Origin of the sequence: Aliidiomarina minuta (assembly GCF_003987145.1) — a bacterium.
Classification (GTDB): Bacteria; Pseudomonadota; Gammaproteobacteria; order Enterobacterales; family Alteromonadaceae; genus Aliidiomarina; species Aliidiomarina minuta.
In genome coordinates, this window is the sequence record NZ_PIPL01000001.1 from 704,015 (window position 1) to 716,448 (window position 12,434).

At 48.4% G+C, this 12,434-nt stretch carries 12 protein-coding genes; 1 reads left to right on the forward strand and 11 read right to left on the reverse strand.

All coding sequences use genetic code 11. The annotated features are described in order from the left end of the window. Positions 1–44 precede the first annotated feature (44 nt). The gene (rrtA, locus tag CWE09_RS03360) at positions 45–647 is read left to right on the forward strand and encodes a rhombosortase (RefSeq protein WP_126802600.1); all 603 of its coding nucleotides are present in this window, start codon (positions 45–47) and stop codon (positions 645–647) included. 56 nt (positions 648–703) lie between these two features. Here the strand turns inward: rrtA and CWE09_RS03365 are convergent, their stop codons facing one another. From CWE09_RS03365 to pspB, 11 genes are all read right to left on the reverse strand, one after another. Next, on the reverse strand, positions 704–3,190 hold the full coding sequence (locus CWE09_RS03365) for a S9 family peptidase (RefSeq protein ID WP_126802601.1): 2,487 nt from the start codon (positions 3,188–3,190) through the stop codon (positions 704–706). Positions 3,191–3,272: 82 nt separating this feature from the next. Beyond that, positions 3,273–3,911: a maleylacetoacetate isomerase gene (gene maiA / locus CWE09_RS03370; protein WP_126802602.1), complete on the reverse strand. Its 639-nt coding sequence runs from the start codon at positions 3,909–3,911 to the stop codon at positions 3,273–3,275. Between the two features lie 2 nt (positions 3,912–3,913). Then, on the reverse strand, positions 3,914–4,933 hold the full coding sequence (locus CWE09_RS03375; RefSeq protein ID WP_126802603.1) for a fumarylacetoacetate hydrolase family protein: 1,020 nt from the start codon (positions 4,931–4,933) through the stop codon (positions 3,914–3,916). 3 nt (positions 4,934–4,936) lie between these two features. Next, a complete protein-coding gene (locus CWE09_RS03380; protein WP_126802604.1) occupies positions 4,937–6,070 on the reverse strand; it encodes a homogentisate 1,2-dioxygenase in 1,134 nt (377 codons plus the stop codon). Beyond that, positions 6,063–7,142, reverse strand: coding sequence for a 4-hydroxyphenylpyruvate dioxygenase (gene hppD / locus CWE09_RS03385; protein WP_126802605.1), 1,080 nt, complete (start codon positions 7,140–7,142; stop codon positions 6,063–6,065). Before hppD ends, CWE09_RS03380 begins: the two co-directional genes overlap by 8 nt. 250 nt (positions 7,143–7,392) lie before the next feature. After that, entirely contained in the window at positions 7,393–8,946 is a 1,554-nt protein-coding gene (gene tyrR, locus CWE09_RS03390) for a transcriptional regulator TyrR (protein ID WP_126802606.1), read from the reverse strand. Between the two features lie 131 nt (positions 8,947–9,077). Next, on the reverse strand, positions 9,078–9,419 hold the full coding sequence (locus CWE09_RS03395; protein ID WP_126802607.1) for a 4a-hydroxytetrahydrobiopterin dehydratase: 342 nt from the start codon (positions 9,417–9,419) through the stop codon (positions 9,078–9,080). Between the two features lie 32 nt (positions 9,420–9,451). After that, positions 9,452–10,264: a phenylalanine 4-monooxygenase gene (phhA, locus tag CWE09_RS03400; protein ID WP_126802608.1), complete on the reverse strand. Its 813-nt coding sequence runs from the start codon at positions 10,262–10,264 to the stop codon at positions 9,452–9,454. A 127-nt stretch (positions 10,265–10,391) separates the two neighbouring features. Then, positions 10,392–11,594, reverse strand: a complete 1,203-nt coding sequence (gene megL / locus CWE09_RS03405) for a methionine gamma-lyase (protein ID WP_126802609.1) — start codon at positions 11,592–11,594, stop codon at positions 10,392–10,394. Positions 11,595–11,713: 119 nt separating this feature from the next. Then, on the reverse strand, positions 11,714–12,142 hold the full coding sequence (pspC, locus tag CWE09_RS03410) for an envelope stress response membrane protein PspC (RefSeq protein WP_126802610.1): 429 nt from the start codon (positions 12,140–12,142) through the stop codon (positions 11,714–11,716). Further along, a complete protein-coding gene (pspB, locus tag CWE09_RS03415; RefSeq protein ID WP_126803900.1) occupies positions 12,139–12,390 on the reverse strand; it encodes an envelope stress response membrane protein PspB in 252 nt (83 codons plus the stop codon). Before pspB ends, pspC begins: the two co-directional genes overlap by 4 nt. Positions 12,391–12,434 lie beyond the last annotated feature (44 nt).

Genomic DNA, 12,434 nt, shown 5'->3' on the forward strand with positions numbered 1-12,434 from the left:
CTATTATAGGCCATAGGATACCAATACAATCTTAAGGATTACACATGCTATCGTCGCGTCACCTCATTCTTTTTCGCTCGCCTTCACTCTGGGTACCCGCTTTACTTCTAGCGGTACTCTTCACTTTACACAATACACCTAATGCTCTGGACGCTTTAGCTTATGAGAGAAATCTCTTATTTACCCAGCCCTGGCGCATTATTGGTGCTCATTTTGTGCACCTGAACCTGCTTCACCTGCTCAGCAACGCACTCGCCTTTGTGGTTATCTGCATAGCCTTTCGTCGTTATGTACAGGGCCGTATTTTGCTCAATGTTATTTTCTTCAGCGCGGTATTTGCCTGCTTATTACCCTGGATGGCCGAACAATATGCCAGCTTTGCGGGTCTTTCAGGTGTTCTACACGGCGTGGTCATCTTTGCAGCACTGCGTATGTTACGGGAGAAAAATCAGTGGGGTTTTATTTTGCTGGCCCTGGTCATCGCGAAGCTCATTTTTGAAATGACATTAGCCAGTGGCGACGCCGGCTGGTTGGGCGCTCAGGTTGCGTATTACAGTCACTTAGGTGGTGCACTGGGTGGTGCTTTGTCGATCCCCGCGTTACGTAAACCGCCGGCAAGGCTGACAAAAAACGCCAAGGAAGATTAAAAAAAAGCCCCGCCTGTTTTCACCGGCGGGGCTTTTCCCTTAACTTAGACGCTCAGTTACTTCAGATTGTCTTCAAATAACTTATAAATACGACGGTACTGATCCAACCAACTCGATGGTTGCACAAAACCATGGGGTTCGACCGGGAAGATAGCCGTTTCAAAGTCCTCTTTTTCCAGCTCAATCAACCGCTGCACCAGACGCACAGAGTCCTGGAAGAACACATTATCGTCCACCATAGGCGCACTGATCAGCAACGCGTCTTCTAAGCCTTCAGCAAAATAAATCGGTGAGCTACGACGATAAGCAATAGCATCATCCTGCGGCAAATTGAGAATATTGGAGGTGTACCCGGTATTATAGTGAGCCCAGTCAGTTACTGGGCGCAACGCAGCACCAGCTTTAAATAAACCAGGCTCATTGAACAATGACATGAAGGTCAGGAAACCACCGTAAGAACCACCATAGGTACCTACCCGCTCCACATCTACATTCACGTTCTCGCCCATCCAGCTCACTACGTCAACCAGATCTTCCACCTCAGGCCAACCCATCTGACGATATACAGCGGTACGCCAGTCACGTCCATAACCTCTGGAACCACGGAAATCCAAATCCAGTACCACATAACCCTGTTGGGTCAGTTTATTGTGAAACATGAATTCACGGCTGTAGTTAGACCAGCCTCCATGGGCGTTCTGCAGATAACCGGCACCATGAATGAAGACTACCGCTGGGTACTGTTCCGCACGATTAGGGTCAAAATTATCGGGTAAATACACCCGACTATAAATAGGTTCATCTACATGATTGGAAGGCACCGCCACTATATCTGGCCGTTTCCAGGGCAGCGACTTGAATTCACGGCTGATAGTATGGGTCAGGCGCTGTGCTTGCCCTGATGTGCCTATAGGCTGCACATACAGCTCAGGTGGGCGTAACGCAGAAGAATGCGTTATCAGGAGTTGGTCTTCGGCTGGGCTTAACTCGGCGCTATTAATACCACCAAGATCGGTCAACTGCTGCTGCTCGCCACTGGCTATTGCCACCCGGTAAATCTCATAGTTGCCCGGGCTGGGTTTGTTGGCATGATAATACAGGAAGTCCCCTGCCTGACTCATAGTGACTTCATCCACAATGTACTGGCCCTGAGTAAGCTGCCGTGTGGTGGCACTGTCCAAATCCCGCACATACAGATGAGAATAACCATCTTCTTCGGATAAATACCAGATAGCATTCTGTCCAGGTATCCAGTCAAAATCATTGAATATACGGTTAATCCAGGCCTCATCATGCAAACGATGCTGATTGACCAGCTCTGCATTATCAAAATCCAGCGTCGCTATCCAGCGATCTTTATTGTCCCAGGCACGGAACATTATTGCGACCTGCTCGCCATCCTGAGTCCAGTTGATGTTGCCTTGACCAGCAGACCAGCGAGAGATAACTTCAATCGCCCGCTCTTTGGGTTCACTTTCATAGCTTTCGCCACGTTCCGCGTAGTTTTCTTCGCGCACCGAGGCCAACACGTCCTCATCAAAACCAGGCAGGCTATCGTAACTTAATGCTGATTTTTCACCGCTGGTCAGGTCAAGCAAATAGAGTTCATGATGCACAGGTTCGGCATCGGCAACCCGCCGGCGTACTTCCTGGTTCTCTATGCGCCCGCTCTCCGTCACATAACGCGGCATTAAATCACCCTCACCACGCCAGCTTTGCGAGTCAGTCACAGCAACCAGCATCTTTGTTCCTGCGGGAGAAAGACTGACTTCTGCAACCTGTTTACCTTCACCCAGATAAAAAGGCTTAGGCGCCAGGCTTGGATTGCGCTCCTGCAATGCCTGTTGGCGCTCATGACGTTCCTGTCGCTGGCGACGCTGAACCTGATTATATTCGATAAGATCAACTTCCTCGCGCGCCAGATAATCGCCAGGTTCAGTCACCCCTTGAGGCTCCCGTGACATACGCAGGCTGGCCAGGGTTTCGGTAAAGCCTGAATCCAGGTCAACCGCCATAAAAGTATGGTTTTTACGAAACGCCAGGCGGCCGTCATTCAAAAACTGTAAGTTGCTTTTGTTTTCACTGTCACGGGTCAACTGCCGCAGTTGCCCGCTTTGCAGGTTACGGACGAAAATATTGCCTTCGAAAACATAAGCCTGCATATCACGGTTATCGTTATACACAGCATTGCTGTAGTCATGTTCATGCAGCTCAGCGATGTCGACTTTTGCAACCTCGTCCTGCTGGTTCAAAAGCAGGCTATGTAAGTCACGCAAAGGCGAGCCTTCACGCTTGCGTTCAAAGAACACTGCATTCCCGTCATAAGACCAGTAAGGATTTTCCGGGGAACGTGCCACCCATTCAGTATCAGCCATGATCTGAGTCAGCGCTATCCGCTGATCAGAAGTAGTGGAAGTAGCCTGAGGCTGATATTCAGCCGGCGCATAATCGTTGCCTGAAGCCTCAGTTACATCGCTATCAGTAGCGGCACAAGAGACTGTCAGCAACGCAGAAGCAATTGCCAGATAGAGTTTAGTTTTCATTTTTTATTGTCCTTGCCATAAGAAAAGCTGACCTATTAAAACAAAAGCGCTCGCTGATAGCGAGCGCTGCTGCGGTCAATGGTCAAACGACAGCGTCAGGCTGTGCCTCAGGTCTTGCTTTGGCAAATGCTGGCAGCTGCTGCAGGCGATCGTGTACCGCCATCAAGGTAGGATAAGGTGTTAAGTCAACACCGAAGCGCTGCGCATTATATACCTGGGGCACCAGACAAAGGTCCGCCAGAGTCACTTGGTCGCCGACGCAATAGGTGCCTGCGTAAGTCTGTAAACGGCTTTCAAACGCCGTAAAAGCTTTATCTACCCAGTGTTTGATCCAGGCACTACGGCCTTCATCACCAGCTTCCAGTGTGCCACTGACATACTGCAGTATCCGTAAATTAACAATAGGTTGCAGATCGCATGCCATATCATAAGCCAGCATACGCACAATAGCGGCCTGCTTAGCGTCTTCAGGTAGCAAACGTGGGCCTGACAGGCTATCCAGATATTCAATAATAGCCAGTGACTGATTCAGCTGCAGATCACCATCAACCAGCGTCGGTACTAACTGAGCCGGGTTTAGTTGCCCATAATCCGCTGACTTCTGCTCACCGCCATCTTTAATCAGGTGCACGGCCTTATATTCGAAATCCAGTGCTTTCAAATGCAAGGCAATGCGTACCCGATAACTGGCGGATGACCGCCAGTATCCGTATAGCTGCATATTCAGGCTCCGTCGTACTTAACAACTTTTTGTTCAATCGCACCAAAAATACTATGGCCCTGACTATCCAGCATTTCCATGTGAATGCTGTCACCAAACTTCATGAACTGAGTAGCGGGTTTACCATCACGAATGGTTTCAATCATACGTACTTCCGCTATACAGCTATAACCGACGCCCCCTTCACTAATAGCGCTACCGTGATCAGTGCCCTGCTTATTCGACACCGTACCTGAACCTATAATAGTACCGGCCGCTAATGGGCGGCTTTTGGCGGCATGTTCAACCAGGCGTGAAAAATCAAAGGTCATGTCCTGACCGGCATTCGGCTTGCCAAAAAGCTCACCGTTGTATGTAGACAGCAATGGCAGGTGCAGTTTGTTGTCTTTCCATGAGTCGTTCAGCTCATCCGGTGTAACTGCGACCGGAGAAAACGCTGAAGACGGTTTAGACTGGAAGAAACCAAAACCTTTAGCCAGTTCGCCCGGGATAAGACCGCGCAGAGACACATCGTTAACCAGCATCAGCAAACGAATGTGTTTGTCCGCATCTCTGGCTTTAACTGCCATAGGCACATCGTCGGTGATAATGGCGATTTCGCCTTCAAAGTCGATACCCCACTCATCAGAAGGCATTTCTATATCTTCCCGCGGTGCCAGGAAGGAATCAGACCCACCCTGATACATCAATGGTTCTTCCCAGAAGCTCTCTGGCATCTCCGCATTGCGCGCCTTACGCACTAATTCGACATGGTTGACATAAGCACTGCCATCCGCCCACTGGTAAGCACGTGGTAATGGTGATTCACACTCATCCTGATGGAACGCAAAATCGTCGCTGCACTTGCCATTATTTAAGGCTACGTAAGCTTCTTTAAGCTTAGGTTCTACAGTATCCCAGTGATCCAATGCATATTGCATGGTGGGCGCAATTTCCAGCACTTTAACCGCGCGCGACAAATCCTTGCTAACAACAACCAACAGGCCGTCGCGACTGCCATCTTTATAAGTAGCTAATTTCATAAATTATTCCTTCTCCTGCCAGCTGTAGACATAATCAGGGTTTTCGACGGCATCGGCGGCTTCACCCACCTCCAGCGAATCCCGTGTGTCCAGCATAACAGCAACTTCATCAGTGAATTTTTTCTTGTGCTCACGCCCAGCCTGAAACGCTTTCGGATGGGGTCCGTGAGTAAATCCTGCGGGATGGAATGTAACCATACCCCGGTCTATATTGTCACGGCTGAAAAAATCACCCGCGTGATAAAACAGCACTTCATCATAATCATCGTTATTATGATAGAAAGGTACTTTCAACGCACCCGGATCGCTTTCTATAGGTCTGGGCACAAAAGTACAAACCACAAAACGAGCGGCTACAAAAGTAGTATGCGCGGAAGGCGGCAAATGATAGCGGTGGCTCATTAATGGCCGAATATCACGCCAGTTCACACGCACCGGCGCCAGATCACCATGCCAGCCGAGCGCATCCAGCGGGTTATAAGGAAAGGTCACCAGAGACACGGCACCGTGTTTCTTCACTTCAACCTGCCACTCGTCTTCACTGTACTGAGCCTTAAAAGCGTCATCGATCTGAGGCACATCCAGCACCGCCGGATCGAAGATCGCATGATTGCCCACCAGGCCTTTTTCCGGCAACTGATAGGAATCATTGGTCGCTTCGATCATCAGCAAGCGCATGTCCTGGGTAGGTTCAATGCGCCAGTTAGTAGAACGGGGAATCACTACATAGTCTCCGTCCCGCAACGTCATATGACCGTAATCACAGAACAGCTCGCCAGCGCCATCGTGCACAAACAGCAAATCATCGCCGTCAGCATTACGCGCCAGCTTTTTCATCGGCTGCTTCACATCCCATAAACGAAACTTACAGGACGCATTGTGCAGCAGCGAAGGCACTGCCCAGGGCGATTCCGGCGCCAGCTCTTTTAGCGCATTAAAATCAAAGGCACGAGGCCGTAAAGGCCCCTGCCACTCGCTCCAACCGGTTGGCGCATGTTGGTGATGAAAGTGGGTGGCAGGACCGAAAAAGCCACTACGGCCCGCTTCCCGCTCATAAATCGCTTCCTCAGGAAAGTCAGCGTGCGCCTGGCGCGACGCTGTACCCTGTTTTTGAGGAAAGGAAATCCACTTACGCATCGCTTAACACTCCCCGGCGTATCTGATCTTCTTCAATAGATTCAAACAACGCCTTAAAGTTACCTTCGCCAAAACCTTCATTGCCTTTGCGCTGGATAATTTCAAAGAACACAGGGCCGATCACAGTTTTGGTGAAAATCTGCAACAAAATACCATCTTTCATCGGCGCGCCATCGATCAGAATACGTAAGTCACGCAATTCATCCAGGCTTTCGGTATGGCCTTCAACACGCTCATTCACTTTGTCGTAATAAGTATCAGGTGTAGACATGAACTCCATACCCTTTTCACGCAAATCACGCACGGTTTTATAGATATTGTCAGTGCTCATGGCTATGTGCTGAATGCCTTCGCCTTTGTACTCGCGCAGGTATTCTTCGATTTGTGACTTATCATCATGGGATTCATTGATTGGAATCCGGATCTTACCGCAAGGAGAAGTCATCGCTCGACTTAACAGGCCTGTCAGCTTGCCTTCAATGTCAAAGTAACGCACTTCACGGAAATTACCGATACGCTCGTAAAAACCGGCCCAGACATCCATATTGCCACGGAATACGTTGTGGGTAAGATGATCGACATAATCCATGCCCGCTTCGTTTTTCTTCATCTCAGCTTCCCAGTTATCATAAAACTGGAAATCCACATCATAGATGCTCTTGCCGTCTTTATAACGATCAACAAAATACAAAGCACTTTCGCCAATGCCATAGACAGCAGGGATATTCAGCTCCATAGCCCCAACGTCCGGACGAAATTCTTTAGCACCGTTGGCCAGCGCATGCTTCATAGCTACATTCGCATCTTTGACCCGGAACGCCATACCGCAAACACTAGGGCCATGCTCACGGGCAAATTCTTCAGCCTGCGAGGACGGCTGCGCATTAACTATAAAGTTCACGTCATTCTGTTTATACAGCCATACGTCCTTACGGCGATGCTTGGCCACTTCAGTAAAACCAAACAGCGTGAATAATTCTTTCAGATCTTTAATGCCTTTAGGGTCAGCAGCGGTATATTCAACGAATTCAAAACCATCAGTGCCTAACGGGTTAATTTGATCATTGCTCATAGTTTATATCCTCATTCCATCATCAACGCCCCGCCTGTCAATTTGCAGGCCGGGTCAATTCTATTTATTAGGCTATAAGTTGTAGCGCGAGCGGGCAGCTTTGCATAGCACCCTCTGGATAATGATGAGGCGCTCAGAAAAAAGGCGTTTGTAACTATTTCTATACACTAGCGAGGGATCACAACAAAAGGCGCACAAGATGTAAAGTAATTAATACAATCTGGCGCCTGCTGTTGCGTTTGCTATACACTTAATCGCGACGACGTTGTTTCCCAATGCCGTATTCGCGTAGCTTATTCGCGATAGCGGTATGACTTAAACCTAGTTTGCGGGCTAGTTGACGGGTACTTGGGTAACTAGGGTACAGTCGGCGCAGCATACTAGCTTCAAAACTTTTCACTGCTTCTTCAAGGGAAGCTTCATCCAAATCAATATCCAGGCTGTCACTTATAGGCGGCAGCTCTGGCAGATGAATATCCTGAGGCTCAAGTAGTTCACCATCAGCTAAAGACACCGAGCGAAACAGCGTATTTTCCAACTGCCGGATATTGCCCGGCCAGTTGTATTGGGTCAGATAGTTCTGACAGGCGCTGCTCATGCGCACCAACGGCCGCCCAAGGCGTTGGCAGGACTGCTGTAAAAAATGCTCAGCAAGTAACAACACATCCCCTTTTCGTTCGCGCAACGGCGGTAGGTTCAGCGACAATACATTCAGGCGATAATAGAGGTCCTCTCTGAAATCACCACTTTCGACCGGATCCATGAGCGAGCCCCGCGCAGAACAGATAATGCGTACGTCGACACTTACTTCAGCCTCTTCACCAATACGGCGAAAACTGCCATGCTGTATAAATCGCAACAGTTTAGCCTGCAGTTCAGGCGACATATCGCCCACTGAATCAAGCAAAACGGTGCCGCCGTCAGCCTGCTCAAAAATTCCTTTTTTGCCTTCGGGGTGATTATTAAAAATACCCGCGCCGTAACCAAACAACTCACTCTCGGCTACATTGTCCGGCAAAGCGCCGCAATTAACCGCCAGAAACGCAGCTTCTGAGCGACTGCCTGCTTTGTGACAGGCCCGCGCAATCAATTCTTTGCCAACTCCGGTTTCACCTTCAATCAACAAAGGCACTTCCAGGCCCGCCATACGTTCGGCGTCTTTTAATATACGTCGAAAGCCGCTGTGCTGAGTCAGGATATGAGAAAATGCAGCACTGCCCTGAGCACTCAAGGAAGGAATACCCACAGGCTCAGACTGACAATGAATAACCGCGCCGGCAAAACTAGGCTCACCATCTTCATCGGTTAACCAAATCGGCAGTATATTGGCATAATAAGCGGAACGACCACACTTAACCTGCGCTGTCGTCGCTTCCTGTGGCTTTTTCTCTAGCCAGCGAACCACCGAATAACCGCCAAGCCAGTCATCAACCCAGGCCCCCTTTAGTTCACTTTTATCCTGATTAAGCAAAGCGGCGCCAGCACTATTGATAACGTCAATATGGCCTTTTGCATCTACCGATATAACCGGATTTGGCAAAGTGCTCAGTAACATATTGAACTCATAGTGTTCGCGTTCAGAAGGCATGTAAGGCGTCGTTTTAACGTCTTCCACATTGGGTATGCGGCGGATCTTAGGCATTAATTCCTGAAAATCAGCAAACTCAAGAGCGGGGAAATTAAGATATATCTTACCTACCGGATCTACTTCAATACCACGTAGATCAATTTCGTTCTCTCGCAGAATAGCCAGAATTTCCTGGCATAATCCCAGTCTGTCTTCACATGTAATTTCTAGGCGCATAAAGTCTCAGCACGACCAAAGTGTAAAAAAAATTATACAGCGCCTGAAATAAAAAAGCAGCACCTGTCGATAGACAAAGTGCTGCCAGCGATGAATAACTGCCAACTGATTAATATTTAACCTGCTTTGCTTTAATCGTCCAGCAAGGCGTCGGTTTTAGCAGCCATTATGAAATCGTTTTTGTGCAAACCATTAATAGCATGAGTCCACCAGGTCACCGTTAACTTGCCCCACTCGAGGGTCAATGTCGGGTGATGGAACTCCTGCTCAGCCAACTCGGCCACTTTGTCACAAAACGCCCAGGCTTTTTTGAAGTTCTTGAATTTATACTCACGCTCCAACTGCAACACGCCATCGCGACTGGGAGCTGCCCATTCAGGGATTTCACGCATTAAAGTCGTCAGTTCTTCATCACTCACTTGAGGAGCATCTGCCTGACAGGCTTCACATTCTTGTTGTTTCAAATCAGTCATTGTCTTTCCTTCACTCATAAAATTTCTGCCGACTAGGCGGCGTTAGTATCCTGTTTTGGTTTAGGTGGAAACTTAGGTTCATACAAACCTAACTCCATAGCCTCGTGTACCAGGCTCATAATATCCATTTCAGAAATCTTAAACAGCTCTTCAACTGACTCAATAGTGTAGTAAACAGGCTGCATAATATCGATTCGATACGGAGTTCTCAGCGCATCCAAAGCTTTCAATGGATAACGTTCTGGTTTATCACTGTTCACCGCATATTCAGTCTCACCAGGTGAAGATAAAATGCCTCCGCCATAAATACGCAGACCTTGCTCAGTTTTCATTAAACCGAACTCCACCGTAAACCAGTACAGGCGAGCCAGATAAACCCGCTCTTTCGGCGTCGCCGCATAACCCAGTTTGCCATAGGTATGGGTAAATTCAGCAAATGCCGGGTTGGTTAACAACGGGCAGTGGCCAAAAATCTCATGAAATATGTCCGGCTCCTGCAAATAATCAAATTCTTCCCGGGTCCGGATAAAGGTAGCGACCGGGAACTCTTTATTTGCCAGCAGGCGGAAAAATTCATCAAAAGGAATCAGTGCTGGTACCTGAGTAACCTGCCAGCCTGTTGTTTCGCTTAATACTTTATTAATTTCACCGAGCTGCGGAATGCGATCTTTCGGGAAGTCGATAAGATCCAGTCCAGCCATATACTCATCACAAGCTTTACCGGGCATCAGTTTTAACTGACGCTCAACCAAATCCCGCCATATAGCATTTTCTTCATCGCTCCAGGCGATAATGCCATTCTCGTCTGGCTCACGCGATACGTACTGACTTTGCTTTTTTGCCATGATTATTTCCTGTTGCTGTTAGCAGATTAAACTTACATCTTATTATTAATGGACACTAAACTACCCGAGGCAGCTCATAACTAGCAAATGGGCCAGTTTTGCTGGCTGTAAACTATTGCTGCCAAAATTAACCAATGGTAGCAAATGACTGCTTCAGATCAGCGATAATATCGTCACTATGCTCCAACCCGACAGACAGACGCACCAGCCCATCGCCAATACCAGCTGTTGCTCGCGCTTCAGGAGTCAGAGGTGAATGGGTCATGGACGCCGGGTGTTGAATCAAAGTTTCCGCATCTCCCAGACTTACCGCTAGTTTAATCATTTTCAGATTATTCAGTAATTGCAAAGCGGACTCATAACCGTCCCGCATATCAAAAGCGATAATCGCACCCGCTGCGCGCATTTGTTTTTGCCCAATTGCGTAACCAGGATGCGTCTCCAGACCAGGAAAATATAGCCGACTAACCGCTGGCTGACTTTGCAGAAAATCAACTACCTGCAACGCATTTTCACAATGCCGTTGCATACGTATCGGCAATGTTTTTAGCCCACGCAGTATCAACCAGGCGTCGTGAGCTGACATCGTAGCGCCCATATCTTTTAAGGTAGTTAATTTAATTAATTCAATATCCTGCTGATTACCCACCACTACGCCGGCAACTACATCACCATGTCCATTCAGATACTTAGTTGCGCTATGCACTATCAGGTCAGCACCCAGCTCTGCTGGTCGCTGTAACAAAGGAGTCATAAAGGTGTTATCGACAACCAGTCGCGCCTGACGTTGATGAGCAAAGTTGGCAACAGCTTGAATATCAATGAGTTTGAGATGTGGATTGGCGGGAGTTTCAACGAACACCAATTGCGTTTTATCGGTAAAGGCAGCCTCGGTGGCAGCAAGGTCGGACATATCGACAAAAGTGACATGGATACCAAAACGCTCAAATAAATGACTAAATAAAGCAAAACTACAACCATAAATCGCATCCGAAGCCACTACATGGTCGCCCTGCTTTAAAAACGCCAGCATAGTTGCTGAAATAGCGCCCATGCCTGTAGCTGAAGCCGCCCCGGCCTGCATACCTTCCAACTCAGCGACGCGTTGCTCAAGCTGAGCGACCGTAGGATTACCCAGGCGTGAATACATATAACCTTCTTCTTCGCCAGCAAAACGCCGGCCGCCCTGGGCTGCATTATCAAATACAAAGGTAGAGGTCTGATACATAGGGGGAACCAGGGCACCATGGGGATCCTGAGGCGCTTCGCCGCCATGAATGGCGATAGTATCTTTGTGCCAGTCTGATGCTGACTTCGTACTGTGACTCATATAGAACTGCCCTGCATAAGGATATAATCAGCGGCCTAGGTTATGCAGGGCTCTTCAGCTTCGCAATACAGGCCTGCTTCTCAGACCAGTTGTCGATGTAACGAAAGTTTGCCAGTCGCTTAAAGCTGGTTAAATTCCTGACGCACCTTAAACTCAGAAGAAGTCACATAAGTTTCCATGTTACGAATGGACTGCTCCATTTGTTGAAACCTGGCCTGTATATCTTTCAAAGCCTCTTTAGGCGGCTCGCCGGCTTCCCATACCCGGGTTTTCACTTCAATAGCCCGGCCATCTGAGGTGCGCTCTACCGTGGTAGTTTCTTTCAGAACCTGGCCACCGTGACTAGTTGTAGCCGGTTCTTTATCAAAAATAATCCAGGCAGCTATGTAGGCGATAAAAGTAAGTTTACCCATCAGAATCAATGCCGTTATCGCCACTACTCTGACTACCCATACTTCCCAACCAAAATAGCGGGCTATGCCGGCACAGACACCGCCTACTTTGCCGCGGCGAGTATCACGATAAAACTTTTTCTTTAGCTCACTCATTGCTGACCTCCTTCCTGCCGCCGCCAGCCAGCATGCCCCTCATCCAGAATTGCTTCCAACGTACGAATACGTTCCTGCATGCTCTGGGCGCGTTGCGCCAGCTCGCGAATATTCGCCGCCTCCTCGTCGTTCAAACCCGCATTTATCTTATTTTTGCTACGATAATGCAGAATGACCCATATAGGTGCCACAAAAATCACAAACAAAACTAATGGCGCAACAAAAAGCGCAACTAAACCTTCCATCATAAATCCTCCAGCCATGGCGTCTGCAACCATGGCATTAATCTGTG